15 protein-coding genes are annotated in these 16820 nt (G+C 70.1%); 10 read left to right on the top strand and 5 right to left on the bottom strand.

The window, feature by feature from the left end; genetic code table 11:
- Positions 1-40 precede the first annotated feature (40 nt).
- The 3 genes from AB0H62_RS11305 to AB0H62_RS11315 all read left to right on the top strand — a co-directional run bounded on the left by AB0H62_RS11305 (position 41) and on the right by AB0H62_RS11315 (position 3121).
- Complete coding sequence (locus AB0H62_RS11305) at positions 41-937, top strand: lysozyme (protein WP_360585642.1); 897 nt, start codon at positions 41-43, stop codon at positions 935-937.
- Between the two features lie 216 nt (positions 938-1153).
- The gene (locus AB0H62_RS11310) at positions 1154-2029 is read left to right on the top strand and encodes a hypothetical protein (protein WP_220245087.1); all 876 of its coding nucleotides are present in this window, start codon (positions 1154-1156) and stop codon (positions 2027-2029) included.
- A 3-nt stretch (positions 2030-2032) separates the two neighbouring features.
- Positions 2033-3121 carry a pentapeptide repeat-containing protein gene (locus tag AB0H62_RS11315; protein WP_360585644.1) on the top strand — a complete coding sequence of 363 codons (1089 nt, stop codon included), beginning with the start codon at positions 2033-2035 and terminating at the stop codon, positions 3119-3121.
- Here AB0H62_RS11315 and AB0H62_RS11320 read toward each other — a convergent pair.
- Both AB0H62_RS11320 and purL read right to left on the bottom strand, forming a co-directional pair.
- The gene (locus AB0H62_RS11320; RefSeq protein ID WP_360585646.1) at positions 3102-3674 is read right to left on the bottom strand and encodes a TetR/AcrR family transcriptional regulator; all 573 of its coding nucleotides are present in this window, start codon (positions 3672-3674) and stop codon (positions 3102-3104) included. The genes AB0H62_RS11315 and AB0H62_RS11320 overlap by 20 nt on opposite strands.
- Before the next feature lie 112 nt (positions 3675-3786).
- Positions 3787-6069 (bottom strand): phosphoribosylformylglycinamidine synthase subunit PurL, encoded by a 2283-nt coding sequence (purL, locus tag AB0H62_RS11325; RefSeq protein WP_220245090.1) that lies wholly within the window; start codon positions 6067-6069, stop codon positions 3787-3789.
- Between the two features lie 143 nt (positions 6070-6212).
- Between purL and AB0H62_RS11330 the strand changes: the two genes are divergently transcribed.
- The gene (locus AB0H62_RS11330) at positions 6213-7841 is read left to right on the top strand and encodes an ABC transporter ATP-binding protein (RefSeq protein WP_220245091.1); all 1629 of its coding nucleotides are present in this window, start codon (positions 6213-6215) and stop codon (positions 7839-7841) included.
- Positions 7838-9577: an ABC transporter ATP-binding protein gene (locus tag AB0H62_RS11335; protein WP_220245092.1), complete on the top strand. Its 1740-nt coding sequence runs from the start codon at positions 7838-7840 to the stop codon at positions 9575-9577. The genes AB0H62_RS11330 and AB0H62_RS11335 overlap by 4 nt, the downstream gene beginning before the upstream one ends.
- A 92-nt stretch (positions 9578-9669) precedes the next feature.
- Here the strand turns inward: AB0H62_RS11335 and AB0H62_RS11340 are convergent, their stop codons facing one another.
- Positions 9670-11058, bottom strand: coding sequence for a serine hydrolase (locus tag AB0H62_RS11340; protein ID WP_360585649.1), 1389 nt, complete (start codon positions 11056-11058; stop codon positions 9670-9672).
- Between the two features lie 83 nt (positions 11059-11141).
- Between AB0H62_RS11340 and AB0H62_RS11345 the strand changes: the two genes are divergently transcribed.
- On the top strand, positions 11142-11747 hold the full coding sequence (locus tag AB0H62_RS11345; protein ID WP_360585651.1) for a TetR/AcrR family transcriptional regulator: 606 nt from the start codon (positions 11142-11144) through the stop codon (positions 11745-11747).
- A gap of 184 nt (positions 11748-11931) precedes the next feature.
- Positions 11932-12573: a TIGR02452 family protein gene (locus tag AB0H62_RS11350; RefSeq protein WP_360585653.1), complete on the top strand. Its 642-nt coding sequence runs from the start codon at positions 11932-11934 to the stop codon at positions 12571-12573.
- Between the two features lies 1 nt (position 12574).
- Here the strand turns inward: AB0H62_RS11350 and purQ are convergent, their stop codons facing one another.
- Together purQ and purS are read right to left on the bottom strand one after the other, a co-directional pair.
- Complete coding sequence (gene purQ, locus AB0H62_RS11355; protein WP_220245095.1) at positions 12575-13252, bottom strand: phosphoribosylformylglycinamidine synthase subunit PurQ; 678 nt, start codon at positions 13250-13252, stop codon at positions 12575-12577.
- On the bottom strand, positions 13249-13488 hold the full coding sequence (gene purS / locus AB0H62_RS11360; protein ID WP_204092648.1) for a phosphoribosylformylglycinamidine synthase subunit PurS: 240 nt from the start codon (positions 13486-13488) through the stop codon (positions 13249-13251). Before purS ends, purQ begins: the two co-directional genes overlap by 4 nt.
- Positions 13489-13706: 218 nt before the next feature.
- Between purS and AB0H62_RS11365 the strand changes: the two genes are divergently transcribed.
- The 3 genes from AB0H62_RS11365 (at position 13707) to AB0H62_RS11375 (ending at position 16816) form a co-directional block, all read left to right on the top strand.
- Positions 13707-15293, top strand: a complete 1587-nt coding sequence (locus tag AB0H62_RS11365; protein ID WP_220245096.1) for a GMC family oxidoreductase N-terminal domain-containing protein — start codon at positions 13707-13709, stop codon at positions 15291-15293.
- Between the two features lie 111 nt (positions 15294-15404).
- Positions 15405-16538 (top strand): alpha/beta fold hydrolase, encoded by a 1134-nt coding sequence (locus AB0H62_RS11370; protein ID WP_360585656.1) that lies wholly within the window; start codon positions 15405-15407, stop codon positions 16536-16538.
- A complete protein-coding gene (locus tag AB0H62_RS11375; protein WP_220245099.1) occupies positions 16535-16816 on the top strand; it encodes a hypothetical protein in 282 nt (93 codons plus the stop codon). The genes AB0H62_RS11370 and AB0H62_RS11375 overlap by 4 nt, the downstream gene beginning before the upstream one ends.
- Positions 16817-16820: the final 4 nt, after the last annotated feature.

Below are 16820 nucleotides of genomic sequence, written 5' to 3' on the forward strand. Positions count from 1 at the left end.
TAGCCGCCCTCAGCGAGGGTATCTGTGAAGGGATTCAACGATGTCCACTTCCCGAAGAGGACGGCGGGCGACCCTGCTCTCCGTCCTGGCCATCCCCACCGTGGCGCTCCTGCTCGGCTCCACGGCCCAGGCAACGGCCGCTCCTTACAACCCGGACCAATCGGCCAGTGAGATTACTGCGATAAACGCCGACATTCAGGCGCACAACCACGAACTGGGGTCCCAAATCCGCCGGGTGGAGGGCGATTCCTCAACACCGGCGTCCAAAGTCGCCGCCCAGAAGCCGCAGCCCGCGGCCGCCATCCCGAACCAGGCCCTGGCCACTGTGCCGGGCATGGACGTCGCCAGCTACCAGGGCAACGTCAACTGGGCGAGCTGGTGGAACCAGGGCAAACGGTTCGTCTGGACCAAGGCGACGGAGAGCACGAGCTACACCAACCCGTATTTCGCCCAGCAGTACAACGGTTCGTACAACCAGGGCTTCATCCGCGGTGCGTACCACTTCGCCACCCCGAACACCTCCAGCGGAGCGGCGCAGGCGACCTACTTCGTCGCCCACGGCGGCGGGTGGTCCAAGGACGGCAAAACCCTGCCGGGCGCGCTCGACATGGAGTACAACCCGTACGGCGCCACTTGTTACGGCCTGAGCCAGGCCGCGATGGGCTCGTGGATCCGCGCCTTCCACGACACCTACCACGCCAAGACCGGCCGTTGGCCCGTCATCTACACCTCGGCGAGCTGGTGGAACCAGTGCGTGGGCACGTCGCAGAACTTCTCGTCCACGGTGCCGCTCTGGGTCGCGCGGTACGCGTCGTCGGCCGGCGCGCTGCCGAACGGCTGGGGCTACTACACCGTCTGGCAGTACACCTCGAGCCCGCTCGACCAGGACACCTTCAACGGTGCCCTCGACCGGGTCCAGGCTCTGGCCAACGGCTGATCCACTCCTGGGTGACAGCTGATTCACCACTGATTCACGCCTGAGGTTCCCGGCCGCCCCTACCTGCGGGGCGGCCGGGAGCTTCGTTCTCGTCACGTCTTTTGTGCAGTGGCTCCCGACCTTGCAGAATGCACCTCACGTGGGGAGGAACCGCCGGCGCTCGCCGGTCGTCAGACCACGGCGCGAAACGGTGCACCAGGAAGGGCGGAACCGGAGATGACCTACCCACCGCAGCCAGGGCAGGGCGGCCAGCCGGACCCCTACGGCCAGGGCTGGCAGCAGCCCGGCACGGGCGGGGTTCCCCAGCAGCCGGGGTGGGATCCGAACGCGCAGCAGCAGCCGGGCCAGCAGCCCGGGTGGGACCCCAACGCGCAGCAGGGCGGCCAGCAGCAGGGCTGGGACCCGAACACGCAGCAGCAGTACCCGGGGCAGCAGCCGTACGGCCAGCCGTACCAGCAGCAGTACCCGGGCACCCAGCAGTATCCGCAGCAGGGCTGGGACCCGAACCAGCCGTACGGCGGCGGGTACGGCGGTGGCCCCCAGCCGCCGAAGAACAACAAGACCGGGCTGTGGATCGGCATCGCCGTGGCCGTGGTGGTCGTAGTGGCGCTGGGCATCACCGGATTCGTCGCACCCGGTTTCTTCCTGAGCAAGGACTCGGGTTCCACGGCGCAGACGCAGAACCAGGTGCCGCCGCCCGCGCAGTCGTCGCGGCCGCAGCTGCCCACCGGCGAACCGTCGGAGCCGGGCCTGCCGACCGACGAGACCGACATCCCCGGCACCGGTGGTGGCGGCAACACGCCGGCCGAGGGCAAGCAGGCCGTGGACGCGTTCGTCGCGAAGATCAACGCCAAGGACGGCGCGGGCGCCACGGCGATGACCTGCCAGGGCAGCGAAGCGTTCTCCAAGGACAGCATCGACGAGGCCACCACCGGCACCCCGCAGCTCAAGGTCGAGAGCTACGACGGCACCGCGACCGTCACGGCCAACCTCGACGGCAGCCTGTCCGGAAAGGACGCCAACGGCTCGGTGATCGCCACCAGCGTCGGCGGCAACTGGTGCATCGGGTTCTTCTTCGTCATCGCCTTCTGATCGGTGCGGTCCCCACTGCTCTGGACGTTCGTCGCGTCCGTGCTGCTGCTGTGCGGGGTCGGGGGCTGGCTGCTCACCGACCCCGCCACGAGCCGCAGCGATGCCCTGAAAACGGCCGGTCTGGCCGGCGGCGCCGTCGTGGCGCTCTACGCGCTGTGGCTCAACGACCGGCGCCGCCGCGTCGAAGAGGCGCGCCAGGAGATCGAGCGGCAGCGCCACGACCTGGAGATGCGCCGGGCCGAACAGGACCGTGAGCGCGTGTCCGACGAGCGGTTCGCCAAGTCGGTGGAGCTGCTCGGGCACGAGGCCGACCAGGTGCGCGTCGGTGCGCTGCACGCGTTGGCGGGTCTGGCGCGCAGCCGGCCGACGTACACGCAGACCGTGCTCGACGTGCTGTGCGCCTACCTGCGGCGGCCGTTCAAGCACGCGCGGTACGAGAATCCCGAGCGCGGCGACGGGCTCGGCGACGGGCCCGAGGTCGAGCGAGAGCTCCAAGTCCGCCTGACCGCGCAGCGGCTCGTCGCCGAACTGCTGCCGTGGGCGTCCGAAGTGGACGCTCCGAGCTACGACCTCGACCTCACCGGCGCGGTGCTGGAGTACCTCGACCTGTCCCGCCGCAAGATCGGCCGGCTGCTGCTGCGCTACGCGTCGCTGCACAGCAGCACGAACCTGAGCGGCTGCGTGATCACGGACCGGGCGTACTTCACCGCCGCCGGCACCGGCAACGGCCGCCTGATCGGCAACTTCCGCTGCCGCGGCACGAAGTTCCTGGACTACGCGTGGTTCAGCGGCACGGTGTTCGCCGAGAACGCCGACTTCACGGAGACGACGTTCGCCGGGCGCACCGCGTTCAAGGACGCCGTGTTCACCAAGGACGCCGTGTTCACCGACGCGGCCTTCGACGACTCACTCGACCTGCGCCACGCGTCCTTCGGCGGCCACGCCGACCTACGCTTCGCGCGCGTGCCCGAGCACCTTTCGCTCTACAACACGAAGGTTTTGTCCACAAAGGACAATCAACTACCCGACGGCTGGCTGCTCGAACCCCTCGACGACGACGGCGCCGCGCGCCTCACCGTGCCGGCGAGCTGACCGCCTCGATCGCCTCGTCGAGCAACTCGCCCAACGGTTTCCCGCCCGCCACGCGCGTCCACTCGTAGCCCGCGACGTCCAAACAGGACAGTGCGGCCGAGCCCAGCGCGTGGGCCGCGAACTCGTCGCCACCCAGCCGCTCGGCCAGCACCGGCACCAGCACTTCCTGCCACTGCAAGTGCTTGCGCAGCAACGCCGTGCGCAACGCGGGCGTCTCGGCCAGCATCGTCGCGCGAGACAGCCCGGCGGCCTCCAGCGACTCCACGCACACCTGCAGCGCCGCGCGCAACGCCGGCCACGGCGCCTCGTCGGCGGGCCGCGCTTCGAGAGCCGCGGCCAGCTCGTGCCCGAGCTCCATCAGGTTGCCGACGACCATGTCTTCCTTGCCGGCGAAGTACCGGAAGACGGTGCGCGTCGACACCCCCACGGCGGCCGCGATCTGGTCCACGGTCGTGCCCTCGAAACCCTGCTCGGTGAACAGATCCATCGCCTTCGCGGCGATCTCCGCGGTGACCGCCCTGCGCGTGACCTCGCGCAACCCTTCGCCGACCATGCGGCCGAGTCTAGCCGAGACACATCTGTCAGTCACTGACAAGCGGGACACGGCACAAGCGAAGGGCCGCTCCCCGGTGTCCGGGAAGCGGCCCTTTCTGCGATCAAGAACTTCAGTCAAACAACGCCGGCAGCGTCTTCTCCCAGGTCTCGCGCAGCTCGTCGAGCGAGAACTCCGTGATGTCCTGCAGCTCGAGCGCACGGGAGTCCGGGTCGACGACGCCGGTCTTGCGCCACGGCAGCCCGCGCGCGGTGCACATCTCCGTGAACCGCAGCTCCTCTGTGCGCGGCACCGCCACGAGCACGCGGCCCGAGGACTCGGAGAACAGCTGCACGAACGGGTCCTGGTCGCGATCGAGGAACACCCGCGCACCGCACTGTCCGATGAGGACAGTCTCGACCAGGGCCTGCGCCAGACCACCGTCGGCGAGGTCGTGGGCGGCGGAAATCATGCCGTCGCGCGAGCCGGCGACGAGGATCTCGCCGATGAGCTTCTCGCGGGCCAGGTCGACGCGCGGCGGCACGCCGCCGAGGTGGCCGTGCAGCTCGCGCGCCCACGCGGAACCGTCGAGCTCGTCGTGGGTGTCGCCGAGCAGCAGCAGCGTCTCGCCGGCCTCCGCGCCGATGCCAGTGGGGATGCGGCGGGTGACGTCGTCGATCACACCGAGCACGGCGATCACCGGCGTCGGCAGGATGGCCGTGTCGCCGGTCTGGTTGAAGAAGCTCACGTTGCCGCCGGTGACCGGGATGCCCAGCTCGACGCACGCGTCGGCCAGACCGTGCACGGCCTGCTCGAATTGCCACATCACGGCCGGGTCGGTCGGGGCGCCGAAGTTCAGGCAGTCGGACACCGCGACCGGCGTCGCACCGCCCGTGGCGACGTTGCGGTACGCCTCGGCGAGCGCGAGCTGCGCGCCGCGGTACGGGTCGAGGTAGACGAACTTCGCGTTGCAGTCGGTGGACACCGACACGCCGCGGCCGCTCTCCTCGTCGATGCGGATCATGCCGGAGTCCGACGGCTGCGCGAGCACGGAGTTGCCGCGCACGTAGCGGTCGTACTGCGCCGTGACCCATTCCTTCGACGCCTGGTTCGGCGACGCGATGAGCTTGAGCAAGTCGGCCCGCAGCTCTTCGGGGGTCGACGGCCGGGGCAGCGAGGCCGACGTGTCGGCGATCAGCGCGTCCTGGCTCGCCGGGCGCTGGATCGGGCGGTCGTAGACCGGGCCCTGGTGCGCGACGGTGTGTGCCGGGACGTCGACCACGACCTCGTCGTGCCAGGTGATCACGAGGTTGTCGCCGTCGGTGACCTCGCCGATGTCGGTGGCGATCACGTCCCACTTGGCGCACACGGCCATGAACGCCTCGACGTTCTCCGGCGAGACGACCGCGCACATGCGCTCCTGCGACTCGCTCGAGAGCACCTCCGCCGGCGTCATGCCGGTGGCGCGCAGCGGCACGCGGTCGAGGTAGACGTGCATGCCGCCGTCACCCGCGGCCGCGAGCTCCGACGTCGCGCAGGACAGCCCGGCGCCGCCGAGGTCCTGGATGCCGACGACGAGCTTCTCCTTGAACAGGTCGAGGCAGCACTCGATGAGCACCTTTTCGGTGAACGGGTCGCCGACCTGCACGCTGGGCAGCTTGCGCCGGCCGGCCGCGGTCTCGTCACCGGAGAACGTGTCGCTCGCCAGCACGGACACGCCGCCGATGCCGTCGAGGCCGGTGCGCGCGCCGAACAGGATGATCTTGTTGCCCGTGCCCGAAGCGAAGGCGAGGTGCAGGTCCTCGACGCGCATGGCGCCGACACACAGGGCGTTGACCAGCGGGTTGCCACTGTACGACGGGTCGAACACCAGCTCGCCGCCGATGTTCGGCAGGCCGAGGCAGTTGCCGTAGCCGCCGACGCCGGCGACCACTCCGGGCAGCACGCGCTTGGTGTCGGGCGCGTCGGCCGGGCCGAAGCGCAGCGCGTCGGCCACCGCGAGCGGACGGGCACCCATGGCCATGATGTCGCGCACGATGCCGCCGACGCCCGTCGCGGCGCCCTGGTAAGGCTCCACATAGGACGGGTGGTTGTGGCTTTCGACCTTGAAGGTGACCGCCCAGCCGTCGCCGATGTCGACCACGCCGGCGTTCTCGCCGATGCCCGCGAGCATCTTCGACTTCATCTCGTCGGTGGCCGTCTCACCGAAGTAGCCGAGGTGCTTCTTCGAGGACTTGTACGAGCAGTGCTCGCTCCACATGACCGAGTACATCGCCAGCTCGGCGTCGGTGGGCCGGCGGCCGAGGATCTCGCGGATGCGCGCGTACTCGTCTTCGGCCAGGCCGAGTTCGACGTACGGCTGCGTGGTGTCGGGGGTCTCCGCGGCCCGCGCGGTGGTGTCAACGGTGCTGGTCACGGTGTCCGTGTCAGGGTTCGCCACACCTCCAAGACTACGTGTCGGCCGGGTCACACCCTCAGTGGCATCCCCCGGTCATCCGCCGTTCGCCAGGGGATAAATCAGTCGCGCGGGCCGTGTGAAGCGGCTTACCGTCGACAATCGTGCTCTCCGCCACATATCCCTTCGCCTCGCCTCGGCTGCCCGCACGGCCGACGGCCGGCCGCTATCTGCTCGCGGTGCTGCGTTCGCGCCCGTGGCTGGTGGTGACGGCCGCGTTCACGGGCGCCTGCTGGTCGCTGCCCAGCGCGCTGCTGCCGCTGGTGATCGGCCGCGGCATCGACGCGATCGCGGCGGGCGACACCGGCGCGATCTGGCGCTGGGCGCTGGTGGCGGCCGGGCTGGGCGTGTTCCAGGCGGGTTTCGGAACGTGGCTGCACTTCACGTCGTACGGCATGTGGATCCACGGCGCGGGCACCACGCAGCGCCTGGTCACCACGCACACCACGCGCCTGGGCGCGACCCTGCGCGAGGCGACGACGACCGGCAACGTCGTGGCGGTGACGTCGTCGGACATCAACTGGATCGGTAACACCTACGAGGTGATCGGCCGGACCGTGGGTTCCGTGGTGGCGTTCGTGGTGATCGGCATCGCGATGCTGGGCTCGTCGCCGCTGCTGGGCGTCGTCGCGCTGGTCGGCGTGCCACTGGCGGTGCTCGGGATCGGGCCGCTGCTGAAGCCGTTGCAGAAGCGCAAGACGGTGCAGCGCGAGAACCTCAGCGACGTCAACGCGCTGGGCGCCGACATCGTGTCCGGCCTGCGGATCCTGCGTGGGGTCGGGGGCGAGCGGCGGTTCCTGAAGCGGTTCCACGACGCGAGCCAGCTGGTGCGCCGCTCGGGCGTGGAGGTCGGGCGCGCGGAGGCGTGGCTGGCCGCGGCGGCGATCGTGCTGCCGGGCCTGGTCACCGTGGCGATCACGTGGCTGGGCGCGCGGCTCGCGCTCGACGGCACGATCGGCGTGGGCGAGCTGGTGGCGTTCTACGGGGTCTCGGCGTTCCTGGTGGTGCCCGTGGACACGGCGACGGAGGCCGTGAGCGCGGTCAGCTCCGGGCTCGTGTCGGCGCGCAAGATCTGCGCGCTGCTGTCGCTGCGGCCTCGGCTGGCCGAGCCGGCGTCACCGGTGCCGCTGCCCGCCGGGCCGCTCGACCTGGTGGACACCGAGACCGGCATCCACCTCGAGGCGGGCAAGCTCACCGTCGTCGACCTCGGGGCCGACGCGGAGACGCTGGCCGACCGCCTGGCGCGGTTCACGGACGCCGCCGAGCCCGTGCTGGTCGGCGGCGTGCCCGTGGACCAGGTCGCGTTGGCGGAGCTGCGGGCGCGGGTGGTGTACGCGCACAACCAGGACCTGTGGTTCTCAGGTGTGCTGCGCGAACAGCTGAGTTCCGCGCTGCCGAGTGACGTGAGCGTGGAAGCGGCCCTGTACGCGGCCGACGCCGACGACATCATCGAGGCGCTGCCCCGGGGTGTCGACGAGCTGATCGGCGAGCGCGGGCGCGAGGTGTCGGGCGGCCAGCGGCAGCGGCTGAGCCTGGCGCGGGCGCTCGCGACGGACGCCGACGTGCTGCTGCTCGACGAGCCGACCTCGGCCGTCGACGCGCACACGGAGGCCAGGATCACCCAGCGCGTCGCGGACCTGCGGCGCGGGAAGACGACCGTGGTGTTCAGCCAGAGTCCACTGTGGACTCACGTGGCGGACGAGGTCGTGAGCGGAAAAGCGGTGACGGTGTGAAACGGCTCCCCCTCGCGTCGGGTCGCGACGTGCGGCGCTGGGCGGCGCGCACGGCCGCCGAGCACCGGCGCGAGTTCTCGGTGATGCTCGGACTGTTCTGCCTCGCGACACTGATCGGGCTGGCCGGGCCGCAGCTGCTCGGCCTGCTCGTGCAGGGCGTCGTCGACGGCAGCAGCACGGTGCGCGTCGACCTGCTGGCCATGGGTTTCGTGGTGGCGCTGGTGCTGCAGGCCTGGGCGAAGAAGGCGGCGCGCCTGCGTGGCCGGATGTTCGGCGAGCGCGTGCTGGCGCAGACGCGCGAACGGTTCGTGGCCAACTCCCTGAGCCTGCCGCTCGGCACGGTCGAGGCCGCCGGCACCGGCGACCTGCTCAGCCGCGCGACGAGCGACATCAGCCGCCTCGACCACGCCGTGCGCTTCGCGGCGCCGGAGATCCTGATCGCGGTGGTGACGGTGCTGCTGACCACGGTCGCGATGATCATCACGTCGCCGCTGCTGGCGCTGGCGCTGCTCGTGGCGCTGCCGCTGCTGGTACCCGTGAACATCTGGTACCAGCGCCGGATCCCCAAGCTGATGGCCTGGATGCTCGACCGCTGGGGCGACCTGCAGTCGGCCACGCACGAGACCGTGGAGGGCGCGCGGACCACCGAGGCCCTGAGCCTCACCGACCGCCGCATCCGCCTCGGCCGCGACGCCCTGGACGAGGCCGTGCTCGGCGAGCGCCGGATGCGCGCGCTGCAGCTGCGGTGGCTGCCGTCGCTGGAGATCAGCTACGTGCTGCCGATCGCCGCGATGCTGGGCCTCGGGTTCTTCGCGTACTCGCAGGGCTGGGCCCAGCTCGGCACGATCACCACGATGCTCGCCTACGCCCAGGCGATGACGGCGCCATTGAACGAGGCGCTGTTCTGGATGGAGGACCTGCAGGTGGCGCTGGCGGCGGCGCGGCGGATCCTGGGTGTGCAGCCTGCTCCGGCGCGCTCTGAGGTGACCACGGTGCCGGCCGGGCGCGACATCGAGGTGCGCGACGTCCACTTCGGGTACACAGCCGATCGCGAGGTGCTGCACGGGATCGACTTGTCGGTGCCGCGGGGCGAGCGGTTGGCGATCGTCGGGCCTTCGGGTGCCGGCAAGTCGACGCTGGGCCGGCTGCTTGCGGGCATCTCGGCGCCGACGTCGGGCTCGATTCGCGTTGGTGGCACGGAGGTTTCTTCGCTGGCGGAGGATCTGCTGCGCGGCGAGGTGCTGCTGCTGACGCAGGAGCACCACACGTTCTCGGGTTCGTTGCGGGAGAACCTGTCCCTACCGGCACGTCGTGATGGCGGGGACTGGACGGACGCGGAACTCCTGGCCGCGTTGACTTCGGCGGGTGCGGCGGACTGGTTCGCCTCCCTGCCGAACGGCTTGGACACGCGGCTGGGCTCCGGCGCGTACGCGGTCCCAGCGGCGTTGGCTCAGCAGCTGGCTCTGGCGCGGGTCGTCCTGGCGGACCCGCACACGCTGGTGCTGGACGAGGCGACTTCGTTGCTGGACACGGGTTCCGCGCGTGAGCTGGAGCGGTCGCTGAACGCCGTGCTGGAGGGCCGCACGGTGATCGCCATCGCCCACCGCCTCCACACGGCCGCCGCGGCCGACCGCGTCGCCGTGGTCGAGGGCGGGCGGATCACGGAGCTGGGCTCGCACTCGGAACTGCTGGCGGCCGACGGCCCGTACGCACGGTTGGTGGCAGCCGCGACGTAACCGGTCGCGCGCGTCGGCACGCAGCAGGTTCCCCAGTACAACCAGGGAATCGACTCATGGGCGGTCGGCGACACGCTGGTCGTCGTCAACGATCAGAAACCGTCCCGCCCGCCGACGGCAAGGTCTAAACCCGCCGCCGCGCGATGGACACGACTACAACAGCTACAACGACGCGATGATCTTCCGCCTCGGCTGATCAGCCGGGCTGCCGGCAGATCAAGTACGTTGCAGTTCGCGTTGGGCGCCAGATCCCGCAGCAGCACGGCCGGATCCAGGTAGTTGACCGGGTTCACGTCCAGGTCCAGCGGCGGCGTGCGGAACGGCCCGGGGTCAGGCACGGGCGTGTCCTGGACGCCGCGCAGCAGGATGCGGAAGAAGTTGTAGTACAGGTCCGACCCGGACGGCGACGAGCTGAGCAGGCCGGCCAGGTTCGGTGCCGTGTCGCCGAGCACGCCGGTCCAGGTGACGGTGATGCCGAGGCTCGGGATCATGAAGTTGTTCTGCTGCAACGCGCCGACCATCGCGAACAGGTCGTCGGGGGCGCTGCCGATCATCGGGCCCGCCACCGTCTGCGCGTGGGGGAAGTTGGCCGATGTGCACGAGCTGCCGCCGTTGTGCCAGAACAGGAATCCGTAACACGGGTTGGTGGGCGTGTTCGCCCTGGCCTGGGTGATGTAGCCGCTGGAGAGGATGCGCTGCCCGCGCCAGCTGCCGTCGTGCTGCATCAGCAGCCCGAGCTTCGCGAACTGCGCCGGCGGGATGAACAGGTTGGCGTAGCCGTAGCTGTTTCCGGCCTGGTCGCGCAGCCAGAGGTAGCTGCCCCGCGGAATGCCGAGCGGGTCGAACAGCTCCCGCTGCGCGAAGTCCTGCAGATCCTCGCCGACGGCGCGCTGGAGCACCGCCGCGAGCAGGTCGGGCGTGCGCTGGCTGTACTCGAAGTGCGTGCCCGGCTCGTGGGTGAGCGGCTGGGCCATCGCCTCCTGTGCGACGTCGGGATCGAGGCCGATGGACGCCAGCTCCGCCAGGATCGACTCGTCGAGCCCGGAGGTCTGGGTGAGCAGATCGCGGATCGTGATGGCGCGGTGCGCCGCGTCGCCCATGCCCGCGGGCAGGTACTTGCCGATCGGGTCGTCGAGCCCGATCCGGTGCTGGTCGTAGGCGATGCCGGTGAGGATCGAGACGACCGACTTCGTGGCGCTGAAGATTTCCATCGGCACCTGGTCGGTGACCGGGTCGAGCAGGCCGCGGCCGATCCGGCAGTCGTCGCGGAAGATCTGGACGGACGCGCGCAGGTGGGTCTGTGCGTAGGCCACCGCGGCGTCGACCGCGGCGGGGTCCATCGCCTCCTCGGCGGGCGAAGCCGTCGCCTCGGCTGGGAGCTCGCAGCCCTTCCTCGGCCCGGCGGTCGCCGTGCCGGGGGCGACCAGAGCCGCCGCCAGCAGCAGTGCCGCGGTGAATGAGGTGACCAGGCGTCGACGCATACCGGCGCTCCTTTGTGCTTGACCTGGCGGTAAAGCTAGCGCAGCTTTACCGCCAGGTAAAGCCGGGCGGATATGCTTGCCGGATGAACCGCTCCACCCGCGCCCGCCCCACCGACGACGAGCTGCTCGATGCCGCCAGGACGGTTTTCGTGGAGTGCGGCTTCCGCGCCACCACCATGAACGCGATCGCGGACCGCAGCGGTTCGACGAAACCCACGCTCTACGCCCACTTCGGCGACAAGAACACCCTCTACCGACGCCTGCTGGACCGCGAGGCGGCGGCCTGCCGAGCGCGGCTGTTCGCCGAGTACGAACGCAACGACGGCCTCGGCCTGCGCACCCAGGTCGCCGCCGACACCCAGGCCCTGTTCGACTACGCGGCCGCCGAACCGGACGGCTTCCGCCTCCTGTTCGGCGTCGACATCACCAGCGACACGATCGCGGTGCGCGAGCTCCTCCTCGCCGACATCGACGAACAGGTCACCCGCCGCATCCGCGCCTACCTCACCGCCCGTGGCCTGCCCCCACGCGACGACGAACGCCGGCTCGCCAACATCCTCGTCGGCGTCGCCACGACCTCCGCCCGCCACGCAATCGACCACGGCCTCGACCTGACGTCGGCGGCTCGGCTCGCCGCGGATTTCTCCACGGCGGCGCTGGTCAACCTCCCAGCCGTGCCATCGAGCTGAACGGCGAGACAGACCCCCGCCCTCCCTAGGGGGGCGCGCCCATGTCCATTTTATCGGCCAGCACCGACAAGAAGCGCCGCTGAAGCTACCAACGACGGAGCTGTCCACAACGCGGCCAGGTTGTGGACAACCGCGGAAGTACCTGTCTGAACAGGCAAAGAGCGCGCCTACGCCCGTCGGCACCGTGCCCGCCGCCACCGCGACCCCGCAGATCGAGGTCACCAACGAGTCCAGCGTCGCCGCGGCGCGACAGCTCGGCGGTGACGTCGCCTGCCTGGTGTTCGCCTCCGCGCACAACCCCGGCGGAGGATTCCTGAACGGTGCCCAAGCGCAGGAAGAGGCGATCGCCCGCAGCTCGGCGCTCTACGCGTGCCTGCTCGAAGCGCGGGAGTTCTACGAGTATCACCGCGCGAACACCGACCTCCGCTACAGCGACCGCGTCATCCACTCGCCGGGCGTGCCGGTGTTCCGCGACGACCACGGTGCCCTGCTGCCCGAGGCGACAACCGTCTCGTTCCTGACCGCGGCCGCCCCCAACCTGGGCGCGATCAAGCGCAACCAGCCGGAGCACGAAGCCTCCGTGCCGGCCGTCCTGGAGCGGCGGGCCGAGCGCGTCGTGGAGATCGCCGCGAGCCACGGGCACCGCAAGCTTGCGCTGGGGGCATGGGGTTGCGGGCTGTTCGAGAACGATCCGACGGTGGTGGCCGGCGCGTTCCGGAAAGCTCTCGCCGCCCGGCCGCACTTCGAGCACGTCGCCTTCGCCGTGCTGGACCGGCGTGCGGGCGAACCGGCCTACGCCGCGTTCGCCCGCACGTTCGGCCGGTGAATCAGGCCTTCGCGAACGCGTCGACCGCGCTCAGGAACATGCCGAGCCCGTCGTCCGACGGTCCGGTCAGCGCGTCGATCGCGTGTTCCGGGTGGGGCATGAGGCCGACGATGCGGCCGTTTTCGCTGCGGACGCCCGCGATGTCGTTGCGGGAGCCGTTGGGGTTGCCGTCCACGTAGCGGAACGCGACGCGGCCCTCGGCTTCCAGCATGTCCAAAGTGGACTGGTCGGCCATGTAGCAGCCGTCGTTGTTCTTGAGCGGGATGAGGATCTCCGCGCCCTTGTCGTAGCGGCTGGTCCACGCCGTGGTGTTGTCGTCGACGCGCAGCCATTGGTCGCGGCACACGAAGTGCAGGCCGACGTTGCGGATCATCGCGCCGGGCAGCAGGCCGGCTTCGCAGAGGATCTGGAAGCCGTTGCAGATGCCGAGGACCGGCATGCCCTTGCGGGCGGCGTCGATGACCGACGTCATCACCGGCGCGAAGCGGGCGATCACGCCGGCGCGCAGGTAGTCGCCGTAGGAGAAGCCGCCGGGGACTACCACGCCGTCGACGCCGCGCAGGTCGGCGTCGGCGTGCCACAGGGGCACGGCCTCGGCGTCGGCGTAGCGGACCGCGCGGGCGGCGTCGCCGTCGTCGAGCGTGCCCGGGAAGGTGATGACGCCGATGCGCGCGCTCACGCGTCCACCCGGCGGATGGTCCACTGCTCGATCACGGGGTTCGCGAGGAAGCCCTCGGCGATCTTGGCGAGCGTCTCGTCGTCGACGGTGTCGTCGACTTCGAGCTCGAAGTGCTTACCCTGGCGCACTTCCGTGACGCCGGTGAAGCCCAGACGCGGCAGCGCGCGGGCCACCGCCTGGCCCTGCGGGTCGAGGATTTCGGGCTTCGGCATGACGTCGACGACGACTCGGGCCACGGCAGGCTGCTCCTTATTCACGCAGGTCGTGGGGTACGGGCCGAGCGTACTTGACCCGTGGCGCCCGGCGCCCGTCCGGTGCCGCGCACAGAAACGCAGGTCACAACTGGCCCGCGCCGCGCGGGGAGAGGATGCTGCTCGCGGGGCCTTTCCCCGGCCCGCGTGCTGGGCCATGATGAGTCGTTGACAGCACGCCAACATGAGCAGCTGGAGGCATCGTGGCCGGTCAGGACTCGTTCGACTACGTCATCGTCGGCGCGGGCAGCGCGGGCTGCGTACTGGCGGCCCGGCTGAGTGAGGACCCGGCCGCTCGGGTGCTGCTGCTCGAGGCCGGCGGCGAGGACACCGCCGACGAGATCCACATCCCGGCCGCGTTCGCGTCGCTGTTCAAGACGCGCTGGGACTGGAACTACGAGACCGTCGAGCAGAAGCACACCGGCAAGCCCGCCTACTGGCCGCGCGGCAAGATGCTCGGCGGCAGCTCGTCGATCAACGCCATGATCTACATCCGTGGCAACCGCGCCGACTACGACGGCTGGCGCGATTCCCACGGCGCCACCGGCTGGGGCTGGGACGACGTGCTGCCGTACTTCAAGCGCGCCGAGGGCAACCAGCGCCTCGGCGGAGCGCTGCACGGCACCGACGGCCCGCTGCAGGTCGAAGACCGTCGCTTCACCCACGAGCTCTCGAGCGCGTGGGTCGACAGCGCCGTGGCCTGGGGCTTGAAGCGCACCGACGACTTCAACGGCGAGACCCAGGAAGGCGCCGGCGTCTACCAGGTCACCTGCAAGCGCGGGCGGCGCTGGTCCACCGCCGACGCGTACCTGCGGCCCGCGTTGACCCGGCCGAACCTGACTGTCCACACCCACGCGCAGGCCACGCGGGTGGTGTTCGAGGGCACGCGCGCGGTGGGGGTGACCTACCTGCACAAGGGCGTCGAGATCACGGCGCGCGCCGACGCGGAGGTGCTGCTGTCGGGGGGCGCGGTGAACTCGCCGCAGCTGCTGATGCTGTCCGGCGTCGGGCCGGCGGAGCACCTTCGTGAGCTGGGGATCGACGTCGTCGCCGGGCTGGCGGGCGTCGGTTCGAACCTGCACGACCACCCGGCGGCCGGGATCATCTGGTCGACCAAGGGCACCACCGACCTCGTCGACGCGGCCACGCCGGCGGGCCTCATCCGCTGGCAGCTGACGCGGCGCGGGCCGCTCGCGTCGAACATCGGCGAGGCCGGGGCGTTCTTCCCGACCCGCGACGGTCTCGCCGCTCCCGACATGCAGATCCACGTCGCGCCGACGTTGTTCTACGACAACGGTTTCCGCGAGCCCACCGTCCCTGGCTTCACCTCGGCGGCGACCTTGGTCGACGTCGCCAGCCGCGGCCGGTTGCGGCTGAAGTCGGCGAATCCCTTGTGGAAGCCGGAAATCGACCCGGCTTACTACGCGGAGCCGATCGACCTGGACATCATGAAGACGGCGCTGCGGTCACTGATCGACATCGGCAAGTCGGGGCCGCTCGCGCGGTTCCTGGACAAACCCTTCCTGCCCACGACCCACGACCTCTCCGACGACGCCCTCACCGACCACATCCGCGAGAACACCCAAACGCTCTACCACCCGGTGGGCACCTGCGCGATGGGCTCGGACGAGCTCGCGGTGGTCGACCCTTCGCTGAAGGTGCGCGGGGTGGAGGGTCTGCGGGTCGTCGACGCCTCGGTGATGCCGGTGGTGCCGCGCGGCAACACGAACGCTCCGACGATCATGGTGGCGGAAAAGGCCGCCGACTTGATCCGGGGCCGTTCGGCTTAGGTCGGACCCAGCCAGTTGTCCCCAGTTTGCGCCCAGATAGGTCGGACCTAGGCAGTTGTCCCCAGCTGGGTCCGACCCAGCCAGTTGTCCCCAGCTGGGTCAAACCGATCCTTGGGTTCGCCCCAGGTACTTGTCCCAGCCTGCTCGGACCCAGCGGTTGCCTCGCTGGCCGCGAAGTGGCGCACGATCGACGACTACGAGGTGCGCATCGACCGCCGCCGGCAGATCGTGCTCGAGCTGGGTCTCGGACCGATCAACCTGGTCGGCATGGATGTGGGCGGCATGGTGGTCTACGCGGACGCGTCACGGCACCCTGACGAGGTCCGCCGGCTGGTGCTCTCCGAGACGCTGATCCCCGGCTTCGGCCTCGAGGAGATGATGAACCCGTCCGCCGAAGGCGGCACGTATGGCTTCGGCTTCCACGGCCAGGTAGATCTCGCCACGTTCCTCACGCAGGGCAAGGAAACCGAGTACCTCACACCGTTCTACCGGCTGACCTCGGTGCGGCCGGACGCGGAGGAATACGGCGCCGCCCACTATCTGCCGCATTTCACCGGCCCGAACGGCATCCGCGGCGGCTTCCAGCACTACGGCGCCATGATCGAGGACGGCAAGGCCAACCGGGCCGAGTTCACGACCCGGCTCCCGATGCCTGTGCTGGTGCTCAACGGCGACCACGGCTACTACCGCGGCCAGCTGCTGGCCGGCGCCCGACAGGTGGCCGAGAACATCGAAACCGATGTCATTGCGCAGGCTTCCCACGCGTACGCGTTCGACAACCCGCAGGCCACCGCCGAGCGATTCCGCCGATTCTTCGCGGTGTCCGATACCGAGCGGCTGGTCATCGTCGACGAGATCCGCCAGTTCATGGCCCGGTATGCCTACTACGCCGACCACAAACAGTTCGACCAGCTCTCGCGGCTGTTCGCACCGGAAGCGACCTTCACGATCCATGACCCGCAAGGCGTCCAGGTCATGAAGATGACCGGCCCGAAGGAGATCGAGGACGTCATCACCACCAGCGTCGGCGACGCCACCGCGATCCACCACCTGTTCTCCTTCACCACCGAGGTCCACTCGCCGGTGGCTGCGTCCTCGACCGTCACCATGGAGGACTGGATCGACGGCAGCACCCTCAAGGTGCGCGGCTACGGTCACTATCACGGCGAGTTCGCCAAGGTCGATGGCTCCTGGCGGATAGAGAAGTTCGTCCAGACCCGCCTGCGCACGGATGTGCTCCCGTGAGCGCACTGGGCGCCAGCGGCATCGACGTGTTCCCGCTCAACCTCGGCGGCAATAAGCCTCTGCTACACCCGCAACGACGACCCGGACACGCCGATCGCGAAGACGCCGCCGCTTTCGACACCCTCGTGCGGGCGCGCGAAGTACGGGCGATCGGCGTGTCCGACTACAGCGGCGCCCGGATCCGAGAATGGCTCCAGGCCGCCTGCCGCGGCGGCTGGTCCTACTATCCCCACTTAGGTCGGACCCAACCAGCTGTCCACAGCCTGGCCACAACCTAGGTCC

Source organism: Amycolatopsis sp. NPDC050768 (genome assembly GCF_040654155.1).
GTDB lineage: Bacteria > Actinomycetota > Actinomycetes > Mycobacteriales > Pseudonocardiaceae > Amycolatopsis.

Excerpts from the sequence above, each read along its gene's own strand:
- AB0H62_RS11305 (WP_360585642.1), top strand. The coding sequence starts at position 41 with ATGTCCACTTCCCGAAGAGGACGGCGGGCGACCCTGCTCTCCGTCCTG.
- AB0H62_RS11310 (WP_220245087.1), top strand. The coding sequence starts at position 1,154 with ATGACCTACCCACCGCAGCCAGGGCAGGGCGGCCAGCCGGACCCCTAC.
- AB0H62_RS11320 (WP_360585646.1), bottom strand. The coding sequence starts at position 3,674 with ATGGTCGGCGAAGGGTTGCGCGAGGTCACGCGCAGGGCGGTCACCGCG.
- AB0H62_RS11340 (WP_360585649.1), bottom strand. The coding sequence starts at position 11,058 with ATGCGTCGACGCCTGGTCACCTCATTCACCGCGGCACTGCTGCTGGCG.
- AB0H62_RS11345 (WP_360585651.1), top strand. The coding sequence starts at position 11,142 with ATGAACCGCTCCACCCGCGCCCGCCCCACCGACGACGAGCTGCTCGAT.